14 protein-coding genes are annotated in these 17,175 nt (G+C 68.4%); 8 read left to right on the top strand and 6 right to left on the bottom strand.

Going from position 1 to position 17,175, the window contains the following annotated elements; genetic code table 11:
• Positions 1 to 18: 18 nt before the first annotated feature.
• On the bottom strand, positions 19 to 1,692 hold the full coding sequence (locus QZM67_RS18095; protein WP_301805490.1) for a hypothetical protein: 1,674 nt from the start codon (positions 1,690 to 1,692) through the stop codon (positions 19 to 21).
• Between the two features lie 320 nt (positions 1,693 to 2,012).
• Between QZM67_RS18095 and glyQ the strand changes: the two genes are divergently transcribed.
• The 5 genes from glyQ to QZM67_RS18070 are packed head-to-tail and all read left to right on the top strand — an operon-like array spanning position 2,013 to position 7,455.
• Positions 2,013 to 3,017, top strand: a complete 1,005-nt coding sequence (gene glyQ, locus QZM67_RS18090; RefSeq protein WP_011885965.1) for a glycine--tRNA ligase subunit alpha — start codon at positions 2,013 to 2,015, stop codon at positions 3,015 to 3,017.
• A 22-nt stretch (positions 3,018 to 3,039) separates the two neighbouring features.
• Complete coding sequence (gene glyS / locus QZM67_RS18085; protein ID WP_301768876.1) at positions 3,040 to 5,139, top strand: glycine--tRNA ligase subunit beta; 2,100 nt, start codon at positions 3,040 to 3,042, stop codon at positions 5,137 to 5,139.
• A 10-nt stretch (positions 5,140 to 5,149) separates the two neighbouring features.
• Positions 5,150 to 5,713: a D-glycero-beta-D-manno-heptose 1,7-bisphosphate 7-phosphatase gene (gmhB, locus tag QZM67_RS18080; protein ID WP_205824879.1), complete on the top strand. Its 564-nt coding sequence runs from the start codon at positions 5,150 to 5,152 to the stop codon at positions 5,711 to 5,713.
• 43 nt (positions 5,714 to 5,756) lie between these two features.
• Positions 5,757 to 6,521 carry a 1-acyl-sn-glycerol-3-phosphate acyltransferase gene (locus QZM67_RS18075; protein WP_043190642.1) on the top strand — a complete coding sequence of 255 codons (765 nt, stop codon included), beginning with the start codon at positions 5,757 to 5,759 and terminating at the stop codon, positions 6,519 to 6,521.
• A 46-nt stretch (positions 6,522 to 6,567) separates the two neighbouring features.
• Positions 6,568 to 7,455 (top strand): M48 family metallopeptidase, encoded by an 888-nt coding sequence (locus QZM67_RS18070; RefSeq protein ID WP_301805485.1) that lies wholly within the window; start codon positions 6,568 to 6,570, stop codon positions 7,453 to 7,455.
• Between the two features lie 108 nt (positions 7,456 to 7,563).
• Here QZM67_RS18070 and gloA read toward each other — a convergent pair whose 3' ends face one another.
• Entirely contained in the window at positions 7,564 to 7,953 is a 390-nt protein-coding gene (gene gloA / locus QZM67_RS18065; protein ID WP_043190639.1) for a lactoylglutathione lyase, read from the bottom strand.
• A 386-nt stretch (positions 7,954 to 8,339) separates the two neighbouring features.
• Here gloA and QZM67_RS18060 point away from each other — a divergent pair, with 386 nt between their 5' ends.
• A complete protein-coding gene (locus QZM67_RS18060; protein WP_301805482.1) occupies positions 8,340 to 9,275 on the top strand; it encodes a DMT family transporter in 936 nt (311 codons plus the stop codon).
• A gap of 107 nt (positions 9,276 to 9,382) precedes the next feature.
• On the opposite strand, the gene rsmA is transcribed toward QZM67_RS18060, so the two are convergent.
• The 4 genes from rsmA to QZM67_RS18040 are packed head-to-tail and all read right to left on the bottom strand — an operon-like array spanning position 9,383 to position 15,031.
• Positions 9,383 to 10,210 (bottom strand): 16S rRNA (adenine(1518)-N(6)/adenine(1519)-N(6))-dimethyltransferase RsmA, encoded by an 828-nt coding sequence (rsmA, locus tag QZM67_RS18055; RefSeq protein WP_301805479.1) that lies wholly within the window; start codon positions 10,208 to 10,210, stop codon positions 9,383 to 9,385.
• 49 nt (positions 10,211 to 10,259) lie between these two features.
• A complete protein-coding gene (gene pdxA / locus QZM67_RS18050; protein ID WP_301805477.1) occupies positions 10,260 to 11,249 on the bottom strand; it encodes a 4-hydroxythreonine-4-phosphate dehydrogenase PdxA in 990 nt (329 codons plus the stop codon).
• Between the two features lie 11 nt (positions 11,250 to 11,260).
• Complete coding sequence (locus QZM67_RS18045) at positions 11,261 to 12,619, bottom strand: peptidylprolyl isomerase (RefSeq protein ID WP_301805474.1); 1,359 nt, start codon at positions 12,617 to 12,619, stop codon at positions 11,261 to 11,263.
• A gap of 51 nt (positions 12,620 to 12,670) precedes the next feature.
• Entirely contained in the window at positions 12,671 to 15,031 is a 2,361-nt protein-coding gene (locus QZM67_RS18040) for an LPS-assembly protein LptD (RefSeq protein WP_301805471.1), read from the bottom strand.
• Positions 15,032 to 15,254: 223 nt separating this feature from the next.
• On the opposite strand from QZM67_RS18040, the gene QZM67_RS18035 reads away from it, so the two are divergent.
• Entirely contained in the window at positions 15,255 to 16,304 is a 1,050-nt protein-coding gene (locus tag QZM67_RS18035) for an aminoglycoside phosphotransferase family protein (protein ID WP_175025228.1), read from the top strand.
• A 31-nt stretch (positions 16,305 to 16,335) separates the two neighbouring features.
• A complete protein-coding gene (gene murU / locus QZM67_RS18030) occupies positions 16,336 to 17,055 on the top strand; it encodes an N-acetylmuramate alpha-1-phosphate uridylyltransferase MurU (protein ID WP_175025229.1) in 720 nt (239 codons plus the stop codon).
• The last annotated feature ends 120 nt before the right edge of the window (positions 17,056 to 17,175 follow it).

Genomic DNA, 17,175 nt, shown 5'->3' with positions numbered 1-17,175 from the left:
CGCGAACCGGCCGGCCGCTCAGCCCTGCCGGGCCGACTCCGCCGACTCCGCCGACTCTGCCGATTGAACCGGCTGCGCGGCCAGACGCCGCAAGTCGCGGCTCACCGCCTCCATCACCGGCGCCCACGCGCCGAACGCCGGTTGCCGGTACAGCGTCGCGGTCGGATACCACGGGCTGTCCTTGCGTTCGAGCAGCCACGGCCAGTGCGGATTCACGTCGAGCAGCACCCAGGTGCGCGCGCCGAGCGCGCCCGACAGGTGCGCGACCGACGTGCAGACGGTGATCACGAGATCCAGCGCGCCGATGAACGCGGCCGTGTCGTCGAAGCTCGTCAGTTCCGCCGTGAGATCCTCGATCGCGAAGCCGGCCGCGCGCGCCGCCGCGACATCCGCGCCCGCCCCCGGCTGCAGCGAATAAAACGCGACACCGTCGATCCCGCGGAACGCGTCGGCATAGCGTTCGAGCCCGACGCGCCGGTACGGATTGCGCTGGTGCCCCGCGCTGCCCGTCCACACGAGCCCGACCTTCAGCCGGCGGTCGCCCGCCAGCCGCGCGTGCCACGCGTCGCGCGCGGACGGATCGGCCCGCAGGTACGGCACCGACGACGCGAGCGTCGACGCTTCCATGCCGAGCATCAGCGGCAGGCCGATCAGCGGTACTTCGTAATCGAACGCGGGCAGCACGTCGACGCCACCGCCCGCGCTGAACGCATCCGCATGCGCGCCGAGGCTGCGCTGCATCAGCGTGCCCACTAGCGGGAACGTATTCCAGATGAGCCGGCCGCCCTCGCGATGCACGCGCTCGGCGAGCGGCGCGACGAAGCGGCAGAACTGCAGCACGTCGCCGAGCCCCTGCTCGCCCCACACCAGCAGCGTCTTGCCCGCGAGCGGCTCGCCCTGCCAGCGCGGGCCCGGCAGCGCCGGCCGACGGCCGCGCAACTCGCCCGCGCCGTCCCAGCGCGCCTCGTGGCCGCGCCAGCCGGCCGCGAAGTTGCCGCGCACGAGCTGGATGATCGCGAGGTTGAAACGGTACGACGCGTCGTCGGGCGCCAGCTCGCACGCGCGCACCGCGTAACGCTCGGCGTCGTCCCAGCGCTGCGCTTCCTTCATCGCCAGCGCGACGTTGTTCATCGCGAGCGCGTTGTCGGGCGCGAGCTCGACGAGCCGCGCGCCGCACGCGAGCGCGCCGTCCAGGTCGTGCGTCGCGAGCCGCGCGACCACGAGGTTGATCCACGCCTGCACGTCGCGCGGATCGGCCTGCACGGCTGCTTCGAGCAGCGCGATCTCCTCGGCGCGGTCGCTGCCCGACAGCCGCAGCGCGATCGCGAGGTTGTTGCGCAGCGATGGCCGCTCGGCATCGAGCGCCAGCGCCGCGCGGTACGGCGCCACGGCGTCCGCGTGACGGCCCGCCATCTGCAGCGCGTAGCCGTGATTGAAATACGCGGTGGCACCCGGCTGCATGCGCGCCGCGCATTCGGCGAGCGCGACCGCGTCGGCCGTGCGCTGCCGCGCGATGAGCGCGCCGGTGAGCTGCGCGAGCGCATCGGGCTCGACCGCATGCAGGTGCGCGGCGGCGGCGAGCCACAGATCGTGCGCGGCGCGCTCGCCGCGCGCCTGCGCATCGATGGCCTGCCCGAGCAGCGCGAGGAAGGGCGGAAGCAGCGGAATGAGGATGTCGGTCGGTTCGTCCATGCGATCGGGATCGGCAAGCAGTGACGCAGCACGCGTCGCGCGCACCGCAATACGTGCATCTTAACGCCCGCTCGAAGCCGCGCAGCACCCGCGTCGCCCATGCCGCGCGCGGCCGTCCGGCGCGCACCGGGCACGCCCGCGCAGGCCGCCTGGACGGGGCCGACGGTGCGCCCGCCCGCGTTCCGGCCGCATCCGCCCGCCGATCCGGTAAAATTACGCGTTTCAGCACACTAACAAGCCGCGCCGCCGCGCGAGCCGACCCTCCGGGCCCCGCCCGGAGCGCCGCCCGCAACGGAGCGCCAGCGCCACGAAGGCTCTTCATGCTTACGTTTCAGCAAATCATCCTGACGCTGCAGTCCTACTGGGACAAGCAGGGTTGCGCCCTGCTCCAGCCGATCGACATGGAAGTCGGCGCAGGCACGTCGCACGTCCACACGTTCCTGCGCGCGGTCGGCCCCGAGCCGTGGCGCGCCGCGTACGTGCAGCCGTCGCGCCGCCCGAAGGACGGCCGCTACGGCGAGAACCCGAACCGCCTGCAGCACTACTACCAGTACCAGGTCGTGCTCAAGCCGGCGCCGGAAAACATCCTCGACCTGTACCTCGGCTCGCTCGAGGCACTCGGCTTCGACCTGCAGCAGAACGACGTGCGCTTCGTCGAGGACGACTGGGAAAACCCGACGCTCGGCGCGTGGGGCCTCGGCTGGGAAGTGTGGCTGAACGGGATGGAAGTCACGCAGTTCACGTATTTCCAGCAGGTCGGCGGCCTCGACTGCAAGCCGGTGCTCGGCGAGATCACCTACGGTCTCGAACGCCTCGCGATGTATCTGCAGAAGGTCGAGAACGTGTACGACCTGGTATGGACGGAGTGGGAAGAGCAAGGCCCGAACGGCCCCGAGCTGCGCCGCCTGTCGTATGGCGACGTCTACCACCAGAACGAGGTCGAGCAGTCGACCTACAACTTCGAGCACGCGAACGTCGACCTGCTGTTCACGTTCTTCAACAGCTACGAAGCGGAAGCGAAGAAGATGATCGACGCGCAGCTCGCGCTGCCCGCGTACGAACTCGTGCTGAAGGCCGGCCACACGTTCAACCTGCTCGACGCGCGCGGCGCGATCTCGGTCACCGAACGCGCGGCGTACATCGGCCGCATCCGCGCGCTGTCGCGTCTCGTCGCGCAGGCTTACTACGACTCGCGCGAGAAGCTTGGCTTCCCGATGCTCGGCAACCCGCCGGGCGTGCCCGGCCTCACCACCGACGCCCAGGATGCCGCCCAGCCGGCATGGGCGCCGCCGCTCAAGGTCGAACGCAAGATCGATCAGGACTGACGAGACGAGATTCACTCCAATCATGACGCACAATCATCCCGCCCCCCTGCTCGTCGAACTGCTGACCGAAGAGCTGCCGCCGAAGGCCCTCGCGCGCCTCGGCGACGCATTCGCCGAAGGTCTCGCGCAACGCCTCGCGGCACGCGACCTCGTCGAAGGCGAACTCGTGTTCGAACGCTACGCCACGCCGCGCCGCCTCGCCGTCGTCGTGCAGAACGTGCGCGCCGTCGCGCCTGAAAAGCAGGTCCGCGAAAAGGTCCTGCCCGTGTCGGTCGCGCTCGACGCCGAAGGCAAGCCGACCGCCCCGCTCGCAAAGAAGCTCGCGGCGCTCGGCCACCCGAACCTGTCGATCGCCGATCTCGAGCGCGCCCAGGACGGCAAGGCCGAAGCGTTCTTCCTCAACTATTCGGCAGCCGGCGCGACGCTCGCCGACGGCCTGCAGGCCGCGCTCGACGAAACGCTCGAGAAGCTGCCGATCCCGAAGGTGATGACCTACCAGCGCCCGGACGGCTCCGACGTGAAGTTCGTGCGCCCGGTGCATCGCCTGACGGTGCTGCACGACGATCGCATCGTGCCCGTCACCGCCTTCGGCGTCGACGCCGGCGATACCACGCTCGGCCACCGCTTCCTGTCCGACGGCCTCGTCGCGATCCAGCATGCGCGCGCGTACGCCGACACGCTGCGCGACAAGGGCCGCGTGATCGCGCACTTCGCCGATCGCCGCGAAACGATCCGCACGCAGCTGAACGAACATGCGAACGGCGACACCGTCGTGATGCCCGAGTCGCTGCTCGACGAAGTGACGTCGCTGGTCGAATGGCCGGTCGTCTACCCGTGCCGCTTCGAGGACGAATTCCTGCAGGTCCCGCAGGAATGCCTGATCCTCACGATGCAGACGAACCAGAAGTATTTCGCGCTGACCGACGTCGCCGGCAAGCTGCGCTCGCGCTTCCTGATCGTGTCGAACATCGAGACGAAGACGCCGGGCGAGATCATCGAAGGCAACGAGCGCGTCGTGCGCCCGCGCCTCGCCGATGCGAAATTCTTCTTCGAGCAGGACAAGAAGAAGCCGCTCGCCGACCGCGTGCCGCAACTCGCGAACGTCGTGTATCACAACAAGCTCGGCTCGGCGCTCGCGCGCGTCGAGCGCCTCGAAGCGCTGGCCGGCGAGATCGCACCCGCGATCGGCGCCGACGCCACGCTCGCGAAGCGCGCCGCGCGTCTCGCGAAGGCCGACCTGCTGACCGACATGGTCGGCGAGTTCCCGGAGCTGCAGGGCACGATGGGCACGTACTACGCGCGCCACGACGGCGAAGCCGACGACGTCGCGCTCGCCTGCGCCGAGCACTACCAGCCGCGCTTCTCCGGCGACGCACTGCCGACCACGCCCGTGTCGACCGCGGTCGCGCTGGCCGACAAGCTCGAGACGATCGTCGGCATCTGGGGCATCGGCCTCGCGCCGACCGGCGAGAAGGACCCGTTCGCGCTGCGCCGCCATGCGCTCGGCGTGCTGCGCCTGCTGCTCGAGAAGCAGCTGCCGCTCGACCTCGTGTCGCTGCTGCGCACGGCCCACGCGCGCTTCGAGGGCGTGGCCGGGGTCGCCGAATCGACCGATGCGATCTTCGCGTTCTTCATGGATCGCCTGCGCGGCCTGCTGCGCGAGCGCGGCTATTCGGCCGGCGAAATCGACGCGGTGCTGAGCCTGAACCCGACGCGCGTCGACGATCTCGTCGCGCGCCTCGACGCGGTGCGCGAATTCACGCGCCTCGCGGAAGCCGAAGCGCTCGCGGCCGCGAACAAGCGGATCTCGAACATCCTGAAGAAGTCGGAAGGCGGCGCGAACGGCACGGTGCAGCCGACGCTGCTCGTCGAGGCCGCCGAGAAGGCGCTGCACGAACAGCTCGCGGCCGTGACGCCGCACGTGCAGTCGCAGCTCGAGGCGCGTGCGTACACGGGCGCGCTGTCGGCGCTCGCCGCGCTGCGCGCACCGGTCGACACGTTCTTCAACGACGTGATGGTCAACGCGGAAGATCCGGCGCTGCGCGCGAACCGCCTCGCGCTGCTGTCGGCGCTGCACCAGCAGATGAACTGCGTCGCCGACATCTCGAAGCTCGCCGCATAAGGGCCGCACGATGCCGATCAGCCCCAACCGAAAGCTCGTCGTCCTCGATCGGGACGGCGTGATCAACGTCGATTCGGATGCGTTCATCAAGACGCCCGACGAATGGATCGCGCTGCCCGGCGCCCTCGAGGCGATCGCCCGGCTCAACCACGCGGGGTATCGCGTGGTCGTCGCGACCAACCAGTCCGGCATCGGTCGCGGGCTGTTCGACATGGCCACGCTCAACGCGATGCATCTGAAGATGCATCGCGCGGCGGCCGCGGTCGGCGCACGTATCGACGCGGTGTTCTTCTGCCCGCACACGGCCGAGGATCACTGCGACTGCCGCAAGCCGAAACCCGGCATGATGCAGATGATCGCCGAGCGCTTCGAGATCGATCCCGATCACACGCCGGTCGTCGGCGATTCGCTGCGCGACCTGCAGGCCGGCGTCGCGGTTGGCTTCCAGCCGCACCTCGTGCTCACCGGCAAGGGCAAGAAGACGCTCGCCGCCGGCAACCTGCCGCCCGGCACGAAGGTTCACGACGACTTGCGCGCGTTCGCGCTCGATTTCCTTTCACACGAACACGAGTGATGCAGCCGCCGCGCGCATCCTCCCTAACGCCAGACTTACGCCGATGCGCTTCGTCCGCTCCCTGCTGCTGCTGATCTACTTCGTCCTGTACACGGTGCCGTACGCCACCGCGTGCTTCATCGCCTTTCCGTTCATGCGCCCCGACGCGCGCTACTGGATGGCGGCCGGCTGGTGCAAGTCGACGCTGTGGGTCGTGCGCTGGCTGAACGGCATCCGCTACCGGATCGAAGGGTACGAGAACCTGCCCGACGGCCCGGCCGTGCTGCTGTCGAAGCACCAGTCCGCATGGGAGACGCTTGCGTTTCCGGCGCTGATGCCGCGGCCGCTCTGCTACGTGTTCAAGCGCGAGCTGCTGTACGTGCCGTTCTTCGGCTGGGCGCTCGGACTGCTGCACATGGTCAACATCAACCGCAAGGAAGGCAAGAACGCGTTCGTTTCGGTGATCCGCCAGGGCAAGAAGCGCCTGTCGGAGGGCGCCTGGATGATCATGTTCCCGGAAGGCACGCGCACGCCGGTCGGCAAGCAGGGCAAGTACAAGACGGGCGGCGCGCGCTTCGCGATCGAAACCGGCGCCCCCGTCGTGCCGATCGCGCACAACGCAGGCCGCGTGTGGCCGCGCAACTCGTTCACGAAATTCCCGGGCGTCGTCACCGTGTCGATCGGCAAGCCGATCCCCAGCGAGGGGCTGACGCCCGATGCATTGAACTCGCAGGTCGAAGCATGGATCGAAGCGGAAATGCGCCGGATCGATCCGGATTCGTATCGTCAGGCGGACAATGCCGGCGCGCGCGATGCCGCGCGTGCCTGACGCCCGCAGGTTGCAGCCGTTGCGTCCGACAAAAAGAAGCGAACTGATGAAACAGCGTCCGCGGCCACGGCCTGCCGTCGTGGCCCTCGATCATCGCCAGATGGACCTGCCGCTCTTCGACGGGCCGGCCGCCGCACCGTCGGCGCCCGCCACGCCGCCGGCGCCGCCCGCCGCGGCACCCGCCGCACCCCTCGATCCGGGCCCGGCACCCGACCGCTCGCGCGTGCGGACGTTCGCACTCGACAGCCGCGTGCTCGAATACCGCCTGAAGCGCTCCGCGCGCCGCACGATCGGCTTCACGATCGACGGCAGCGGACTGTCGATCACCGCGCCGCGCTGGGTCACGCTCGCTGACATCGAGGCGGCGATCGCCGAGAAACAACGCTGGATCTTCGCGAAGCTCGCGGAGTGGAAGACGCGCACCGAGCAGCGCGCGTTGCCGCAGATCGACTGGCGCGACGGCGCGCAACTTCCCTATCTCGGCAAGACGGTGACGATCGCGCTCGGCGCGGGCGCCGTCGCGTTCGATGGCGACGCGCTGCGGCTCTCGCTGCCGTTGCCCGTGCAGGCCGACATGCAGCAAATCAAGGATCGCGTGCAGGGCTGGCTGCAGGGCGAAGCCAAGCGGATCTTCGGGGAACGCCTCGCGGTCTATGCAGAGAAGCTCGGTGTCTCGTATTCGATGTACGCGCTGTCGTCGGCCGCGACGCGCTGGGGCAGCTGCTCGAGCGACGGCAAGATCCGCCTGAACTGGCGGCTGATCCATTTCCCGATGTCGATCATCGACTACGTCGTCGCGCACGAGTTGTCGCACCTGCGCGAGATGAACCACAGCCCGGCCTTCTGGCAGACCGTCGAATCGATCTTTCCCGAGTTCCGCGAGGCGCGGCACACGCTCAAGCATCACCCGCCCGAACTGCTGCCGTCGCTTTGACGCGCACGGCTTCGCCGCCAACGAAAAAGGGCGATGCGGGTCACCCCGCATCGCCCTTTTTTGCGGCTGCGGCGCACATCGCGCGCCGCAGCCCGGGTCATCCGGCGCTCAGTGCGCCTTCTTCTGGATGAACTCGATCTTGTAGCCGTCCGGATCCTCGACGAACGCGATCACGGTCGTGCCGTGCTTCATCGGGCCCGCTTCGCGCGTGACCTTGCCGCCTTGCGCCTTGATCTTGTCGCAGGCCGCGTATGCGTCGTCGACTTCCAGCGCGAGATGGCCGAAACCCGTGCCGAGGTCGTACGACGGGGTGTCCCAGTTGTGGGTCAGTTCGATCACCGTGTTGTCGCTTTCATCGCCGTAGCCGACGAATGCGAGCGTGAACTTGCCTTCCGGATAGTCGTCGCGGCGCAGCACCTTCATGCCGAGCAATTCGGTGTAGAACTTGATCGAGCGGTCGAGATCGCCGACTCGCAGCATCGTATGCAGCAATCGCATGGGTTGTACTCCTGTGGGGACTTTCCAGAACCGGGAACTCTACCAGAGTCGGGTAAATTTCGCCGGGGGCGCCTAGCCGGGGGCGCCTAGCCGGGGACGGCCAAGCTCGGGGGCGCCAGGCCGGAGCTCGGCCGAACCGGCTCATCGATACCGATCGGCGCGAGCACCACGCCGGAAAACGGCACGATCCGGCTCGCCCGGCTACCGCGCCGATCGGGTAACATCCTTCCACCTCGCACCAAAAGCGGGCATGTGACCCACCGCCCGAACGCGACCACCCACGCTCCCTACCACTACACTGCCGTGCGAAACCGCCGATTCGAGCGCGCCGGATGCGCCGCCCTCCCGATCTCGCTGCCGCCGTCCCGAACCGGCGAGGTTCGCCGATGACCACGCTCGCCGCTGCCCCCGTGCGCCGCGCGCTCGATACGCGTGCCGTCGGCCTGATGCTGCTGCTGTGCGCGATCTGGGGCTTCCAGCAGGTCGCGATCAAGAGTACGAACGCGGCGATTGCACCGATGTTCCAGGCCGGGCTGCGCTCGGTGATCGCGGCGGTGCTGCTATGGGGCTGGGCCCGCTCGCGCGGCACGCCGCTGTTCCAGGCCGATGGCACGTTCGGCCCAGGCCTCGCGGCCGGTGCGCTGTTCGCCGGCGAATTCATCTGCGTGTTCTTCGGGCTGACGCTGACGAGCGCGTCGCACATGGCGATCTTCCTGTACACGGCGCCGTGCTTCACCGCGCTGGGCCTGCACCTGTTCGCACCCGGCGAACGGCTGCAGCGCACGCAGTGGGCCGGCGTCGGCCTCGCCGTCGCCGGCATCGCGCTCGCGTTCGCGGACGGCTTCCTGAAGCCGCGCGCACCCGGTGCATCGGTGCTGGCCGGGCTCGCCGGCGACGCGCTCGGGATACTCGGCGGTGCGATGTGGGCCGCGACGACGGTCGTCGTGCGCTCGACGACGCTCGCGCGGGCAAGCGCGAGCAAGACGCTGTTCTATCAGCTCGCGGTGTCGGCGGTCGTGCTGGTCGCGCTGGCCGCGCTGTTCGGCCAGGTGTCGTTCGCGCGCGTCACGCCGGTCGCGATGGCGAGCCTCGCGTACCAGTCGGTGATCGTCGCGTTCGTCAGCTACCTGTCGTGGTTCTGGCTGCTGACGCGCTACAGCGCGTCGCGGCTGTCCGTCTTCACGTTCCTGTCGCCGCTGTTCGGCGTCGCGTTCGGCGTGCTGCTGCTCGGCGAATCGGTCGGCTGGCGCTTCATGTCCGCGGCCGCGCTCGTGCTGACCGGTATCGCACTCGTCAACGCGCCGCAGCGCAGGCGAGCATGACAACCCTGCGCGACACGCGCGCGTCCACGCGATAAAAAAGGCTGCCCCGCGCAGGGCAGCCTTGTTCGTCCATCCGGGCCGGCTCGCGTGACCGGCCTTGACCCGCGTCAACCGGCCTTGCGCACCGCCGCGAGCGCCTGCGCGACGCCGACGTATTCGGCCACGCTCACGTCCTCCGCGCGGCGCGCGAGATCGAAGCCGAGCGCATCGAAATCGATCGTCTCGCGATAGTCGCCGAGCGTATTGCGCAGCATCTTGCGGCGCTGCGAGAACGCAGCGGTGACGACTTCGCCCAACAGCACGGGATCGACGTCCGGCAGTTCATGCGGCTCGTACGGAATCATCCGGACGATCGCCGAATCGACCTTCGGCGGCGGCTGGAACGATTCCGGCGGCACGTCGAGCATCTTTTCCATCACGTAGCGGTACTGCAGCATCACCGACAGACGCGAAAACGCCTTCGTGCCCGGCTCCGCGACCATCCGTTCGACGACTTCGTTCTGCAGCATGAAGTGCTGGTCGATGACCGCGTCGGCGAACGTCATCAGGTGAAACAGCAGCGGGCTCGAAATGTTGTACGGCAGGTTGCCGACGATCCGCAGCGACGGCTTGTCGCCGGGCGCCGCGAGCGAACGGAAGTCGAACGCGAGTGCGTCGCCCGCGTGCAGTTCGAGCAGCGCGCCGAAGCGTTGTTGCAGGCGCCCGATCAGGTCGCGGTCGAGCTCGACCGCATGCAGCGGCGACTCGGGCGTCGCGAGGCGCTGGATCAGTGGCTCGGTCAGCGCGCCGAGCCCGGGGCCGATCTCGACCATGCGCTGGCCGCGCGCGGGGCCGATCGTCGAGACGATCGAATCGATCACGCCGTGATCGACGAGGAAGTTCTGCCCGAAGCGCTTGCGCGCGAAGTGGCCTTGGTGCTGTCTGCTGTTCGACATCGACTGAGTAAAACGAAAAATACGACGAATGAGGTGAAGCCGGGCCGCATCAGGCCGCGCGGCGATGGCGCGCCATCGTGACGGCCGTGTCGAGCGCGGCGATCATGCTGCCCGGATCCGCGCGGCCCGTGCCGGCCAGATCGAGTGCCGTGCCGTGATCGACCGACGTCCGGATGATCGGCAGCCCGAGCGTCACGTTGATGCCCTCGCCGAACGTCGCGTACTTCAGCACGGGCAGACCTTGGTCATGGAACATCGCGAGCACGCAATCGGCATCGGCGAGATGGCGTGGCTGGAACAGCGTGTCGGCCGGATACGGGCCGCGTGCGTCGATACCCTGCGCGTTCGCGCGGGCCAGCGCCGGCGCGATCACGTCGATCTCCTCGCGGCCGAGATAACCGTTCTCGCCCGCGTGCGGGTTCAGGCCCGTCACGAGGATGCGCGGCGCGGCCAGACCGAAGTCGCGCCGCAGGTCGCGATCGATGATCGCGAGCGTCTCGACGAGCCCGTCGACCGTCAATGCGGCCGCAACGTCCTTGAGCGGCAGGTGCGTGGTCGCGAGCGCGACGCGCAGCGGCTTGTGGCCGGTACCGGCCAGCATCATCACGACACGCGGCGTATGCGTGCGCTCCGCCAGGTATTCGGTATGGCCGGTGAACGGCACGCCCGCATCGTTGATCGTGCTCTTCTGCAGCGGCGCGGTAACGATCGCGTCGTACCGGCCTGCCAGCGCGCCGTCGATCGCCGTATCGAGCAGCCCGAGCACGTACAGGCCGTTCGCCGCGTCCAGCTTGCCCGCCTGCGCGGGCACGGCGAGCGCGTGATGCGCGACCGACACCGGCCCGCCACCGGCCAGCGTGGCCCGGTCGGCACCGACGGCCGCCGCCCGCGCATCGAGCAGCGCCGCATCGCCGAGCACGGTGAAATGCGCGTCGGGCCAGCGCTGCGCGGCATCACGCAGCGCCTGCACGGTCAGCTCCGGGCCGACCCCCGCCGGTTCGCCGGTGGTGATTGCGATCTGCAGCGCGGGCGTGGTCATCTGATGCTCGCTCAGTTCGCCGGACCGGCGCCGCCGAACTTGTACTGCACGTACGACGAATCGCGCAGCTCGCGCAGCCAGTCGGCATACGCCTGTTCGGCCTTGCGCTGGCCGATTGCCTGACGCGCGATGTCCATCTGCTGCTGCACCGAGCCTTCCGCCTCGCGGCGGCTCAGCACCTGGATCAGGTGATAGCCATACTCGGTACGAATCGGCTGGCTGACCTGGCCGTCCTGCAGGTTGTTCATCGCGCGCTCGAATTCCGGCACGGTCTCGCCCGGGCTGATCCAGCCGAGATCGCCGCCCTGCGACGCCGAACCGTCCTGCGAGTAGGTGCGCGCGAACTTCGCGAAATCGCCGCCGGCCTCGACCTGGTTGCGGATGTCGGCCAGCTGCTGGCGCGCCTGGCCTTCCGACTTGCCTTCGCCCACGCGCAACAGGATGTGGCGCACGTGCGTCTGGACGATCTTCGGTGCCGCGGCGGACGCGCCCTGGCTCTGGCGACGATCGACGAGACGCACGATCTCGAAGCCGTCCGGCACGCGGATCAGCGTCGGGTTGACCTGGCCCGGGCGCAGCTTCGATGCGGCGTCGACGACGTCGGCCGGCAACGCGCTCGGCGACTTGAAGCCGAGGTCGCCGCCCTTCTTCGCGTCGTTCGCTTCCGAATTGTTCTTCGCGAGCTTTTCGAAATCGGCGCCCGACTTCGCCTGCTGCAGCAGCGCATCAGCCTTCTTCTGCGCCGCTTCGATGTCGGCCTGCGGCGCGTTGGTCGGCGCCTTGACGAAGATGTGCTGGAAGCGCAGGTCCTGCTGCTGCGACGCGTTCGGCCCGCGCTGGCTCGCGATGTAGTTCACGACCTCGGCGTCCGATACGGTGATCTTGCCGTCGACCTCGCGCTCGCGCAGCTTCGACAGCATCAGTTCGGTGCGCGCGTCGCTCGTGAAGATGCTCCAGGGCACGCCTTGCGCCTCGAGACGCGCGCGGTACTGCTCGAGCGTCATCCCGTTCGCCTGCGCGAGACGCTGCAGCGTGGACTGCACGGTCGCGTCGTCGATGCGGATCCCGTCGTCCTTGGCCTTCTGTACCTGGATACGCTCGAGCACCATCTGGTTCAGCACCTGTGCACGCAGCTGGTCAACCGGCGGCACCGGCGCGTTCTGCTGCTGCAGCCGGCGCGCGATCAGGCCTGCACGCTGGTCGAGTTCGCGGCCCGTGATCACGTCGTTGTTAACGACCGCGACGACTTCGTCGGCGAGCTGCGCACCTTGCGAACCGAGCGCCTGCGCCGCAGCCGGCGCGGCGGCGAGCAGCGCGGCGGCCGCAGCGAGGCTGGACACGACTGCCGCGAAACGAAGGGTTTTCTTCATTGCCACTGGAACTCCATTGAAATCGTGCTGACCGGTGCAGACAAGCCGGCGTTACTCGTAGTTGCTGAAGCGGGACATCGGCGGCGGCGCCGGCGGCAGCGGCGTGTAGCCCGGCACACCGGCACGGAACGCGGACACGAGGCCGTTGTCGACCGTCGACAGGCCCTTGAGCGTCAGCTGCATCATGACTCGCGTCGACGAATTCTGCTGTCCCGACGAATTGATGCCGTTCGCATACCGCTGCACCCCGACCCCGAGCGCCCAGCAATCCGCGTCGTATTGTAAGCCGACCAGACCGTCGATCACGCGATTGCCGGCGATGTCGTAGTTGAAGCGGCCGATCGCATACAGGCTGCGCGTGAGCGGCCATTGCGCGGACACCAGGAACTGGTTGATCGGCTGGTTGTCGAGCGTGGTGTTCGATCGCGTATAGCGGTAGCCGACGTTGATCACGCGGCGCTCGCCCGGGCTGTAGCCGAAACCGACACTCGACTTCACGAGCTGGTTGTTGTTCTGGTTGTACTGGAACGCCGTCTCCGACATGAAGCCCGAGCCGAGCTTCAGCGCGGCGCCGACGATCAGGTCCGAGTGGCGCGCCTGTGCGGCGGCCTGCCCGGAATTCAGCGTGACGCGCTGATTGGCGAAGTAGTACTGCTGCGCGATCACGAAGCGCGCGCGCTCGTCGCCAGTGCGCGGATCGATGAAGCGCGACGTCAGGCCGGCCGTGATCCGGTTCGCATCGGCAATCCGGTCGTTGCCGACGAACGTGTTCGGCTGGTAGATCTCCGCGAGGCCGAAATCCGATTCCGCGGTGTCGAACAGCGGTGCGTTCGACTGGTTGCGATACGGCGTGTACACGTAGTACAGGCGCGGCTCGAGGGTCTGGATGAAGTCCTGCCCGAACAGGTGCACCGAGCGGTCGAAGATCAGGCCCGAATCGAAGCTCACGGTCGGGATCGACTCGGTGAAGCGCTTCGGGCTGTTCGGCGTGGTCGACGACAGGTAGTTCAGGTCGTACGACGCGAGGTGGTACTGGATCTTCGGCACGACGAAGTAGCCGGGGCCGTAAACGCCGTACGCGACATACGGGTTGAAGACGATCCGGTCGCCTTCCGTCGCATCGGCCGTCGTGATGCGGAACCGCGAATAGTCGGCTTCCGCGCCGAAGTCGAAGCCGCCGACGTTGTACTTCGTGTACTTCACGTTCAACTGCGGCTCGCGGCTGTAAGGCGCGATCGACGGCGGCAGCGTCTGCCAGTGCTGGTAGCGCGCGAGCACCGACCACGGGCCGTTGTTGTACGTGAGACCCGCTTCCTGCTGGTACAGCGTCTGCGTCCCGTTGACGAACTGGTTCGTCGACCCGAGGTCTTCGGGATACGTGTTGTCCGAGACCTTGTTGTAGTAGACGTAGCCGCCGAAACCGCCGCCGAAGTTCTGCTGGTGCTGCCAGTAGATCGCGTAGCGGTTGCGGTGCGCAAGCCGGTCGTCCGGCAGGTAATTGGCCGTAAACGTGCCCGAATACGACGGCGACAGGTAGCGGAACGTCGCCTCGGCCATCACGCCGCGCCGCGAAATGATGCGCGGCGTGAGCGTCAGGTCGCGGTTCGGCGCGATGTTGAAGTAGTACGGCAGCGACAGCTCGAAGCCGTTGTTCGAGCTCATCGAGAACGTCGGCGGCAGCAAGCCGCTGCGCCGCTCGCCCGACAACGGGAACGTCATCCACGGGCTGGCGAAGATCGGCACGCCCTGGAAGAACAGCACGCCGTTGCGCGCGGTGCCTTCGTCGGCGCCCGTATCGAAGTCGAAGCGGCTGCCCTTGATGTACCACGCGGGGTTCGTCGAGCACTGGCACGCTGTGTAGGTGCCGTTGACGAACACCGAGCGCTCGTTGTCGACCATGTCGACGCGCTCCGCGCTGCCCGAGCCGCCCGTCATGTTGAAGCGGTACTTCGGCGCCGTCATGAAGCCCTGGTTCGCCTCGATCTTCAGGTGCGCCTCGGGGCCTGCGAACGACGTACCGCCATTGACCACCTTGACCTGGCCGTACGCATCGGCCATGTCGGTATCCTGATCGTAGTGGATCGCGTCGGCCTTCACGACGGCGTCGCCGCGCCGCAGCTCGGCCGAGCCCTTCGCGGCGAGATCCTGCTCGGCCGTCCCGCTCGTGTGGTCGGCAATCACGAAGGCGGCCGGCTTCGCGCCGTCCTTCAGCGGATGATCCTCGAGCTGGGGCGCGAGACGCAGATCCCACGGCGAGTCGAGCAGCTGCGGCTGCGCGGCCGCGCCCGACAGCTGCGCGTACGACACGGCCGGCACGAGGCCGGGCACGGCCAGGAGCGCGAGCGCGAGTCGCCGTTTGCGCGGCGCCCCGTCACCGGGGAAAACATTCGGGAATAGCGGTTTGGGCGGCATCTATCGTTTGGCGAATCGCCCCTTGTCAACCGCGCCGACGCGGCACATTCGCGCACGGCGGGCCGCGCCGTCGCACCGCGACTGCGGCTGAGCGCAAACCGGGGAGGCGATCGGGCGACGGCGCGACAGGCGGCGAGCCGGCACGGCGGAAAGCTGACGCGGGGCGCGTCAAAAAAGTCGTGGGGTATTATATGGCAAGACGTTCCCCCCTCCTCCGAGTTTCATGACGCCCCCATCCGCCGCATCCCAGCCCGACGCCCGCCTCGAAGCGCTCACCGCGTGGCTGCACCCGCTCGCCGACCGCTACGCACTCGACCTGTCGACCCTCGCGCCCGCCTCGTCGGACGCCAGTTTCCGCCGCTATTTCCGTGTCGCATCGGCCACGAGCGCCGGCGGCACGCTGATCGCCGTCGACGCGCCGCCGCCCGAGAAGTGCCGTGAGTTCGTCCAGGTCGCGCAGCTGCTCGCCGCGGCCGGCGACCACGTGCCGGACGTGCTGGCCCACGATTTCGACGCGGGCTTCATGCTCGTGACCGATCTCGGCCGCACGTCGTACATCTCGGTGCTCGATCCGGCCGACCCGGCCGCCGCCAAGCCGCTGATGCGCGCCGCGCTCGACGCGCTGATCCGCTTCCAGCTGACGTCAAAGCCCGACGTGCTGCCGCCGTTCGACGAGGCATTCCTGCGCCGCGAGATGGAGCTGATGCCCGAATGGTTCGTCGGCCGCCACCTCGGCAAGCCTGTCACCGACGCGATGCGCGGCACGCTCGACCGCACCTTCGCGCTGCTGGTCGCCAGTGCGCACGCGCAGCCGCAGGGTTTCATGCTGCGCGACTTCATGCCGCGCAACCTGATGGTCTGCGAGCCGAACCCGGGCATCCTCGACTTCCAGGACGCCGTCTACGGACCGCTGACGTACGACGTCGTGTCGCTGCTGCGCGACGCGTTCATCAGCTGGGACGAGGAATTCGAGCTCGACTGCTTCGCGTACTACTGGGAAAAGGCCAAAAAGGCTGGCCTGCCGGTCGACCCCGATTTCGGCGAGTTCTACCGCCAGCTCGAATGGATGGGGCTGCAGCGCCACATCAAGGTGCTCGGCCTGTTCGCGCGCATCAATTACCGCGACGCCAAGCCGCACTACCTGAACGACCTGCCGCGCTTCATCACGTATGCGCGCAAGGTCGCGCTGCGCTACCGCCCGCTCGTGCCGTTCGCGAAGCTGCTCGACGAACTCGAGGGCAACGCGCCGGCCGACGTGGGCTACACGTTCTGACCGTTCCGACTCTCCTGATACCCGGCCGAACATGAGCAACACCCTGACCACGGCGATGATCTTCGCCGCCGGGCGCGGCGAACGGATGCGCCCGCTCACCGACACCCGTCCGAAGCCCCTGCTCGAAGCGGGCGGCAAGCCGCTGATCGTGTGGCAGATCGAAGCGCTCGCGCGCGCAGGCATCGAGACGATCGTGATCAACCACGCGTGGCTCGGCGAGCAGATCGAGGCCGCGCTCGGCGACGGTTCGCGCTGGGGCGTACGGCTCGCGTATTCGGCCGAGGGCGACGCGCTGGAAACGGCGGGCGGCATCGCGCAGGCATTGCCGCTGCTCGAGCGCGACGGCCAGCCGGCCGTGTTCGCGGCGGTCAGCGGCGACGTGTACTGCGCGTTCGACTACCGGACGCTCGCGCCGCGCGCCGCGCGGATGGCCGCGCTCGACGCGCCCGCGATGCATCTCGTGATGGTGCCGAACCCGCCGTTCCATCCGGCCGGCGACTTCGCGCTCGGCGACGACGGCCGCCTGGCGCTCGACGGCGTCGCGCGCTTCACGTTCGGCAACATCGGCGTGTACGACACGCGGATGTTCCGCGATCTCGCACCCGGCACACGGCGCGCGCTGACGCCGTACTATCGCGCGGCGATCGAAGCCGGCCGCGCGAGCGGCGAACTGTATGAAGGTATCTGGGAGAACGTCGGCACGCCCGCGCAGCTGGGCGAGCTCGACGCGCGGCTGCGCGCCGCGAAGTGACCCGCTGACGGGTCGTCAGGTTGATCGATCCGCTGGCGGGTTGATCGACTGGTCAGTTGGCCGGCTGGTTGTTAGCTGACCGACTGGCTGGCTGACCGGCGAACTGACCGGGTTGGCTAG

The organism is Burkholderia sp. AU45251 (assembly GCF_030482905.1).
Lineage (GTDB): Bacteria > Pseudomonadota > Gammaproteobacteria > Burkholderiales > Burkholderiaceae > Burkholderia > Burkholderia aenigmatica.
This window is presented reverse-complemented; position numbering and strand designations above follow the sequence as displayed.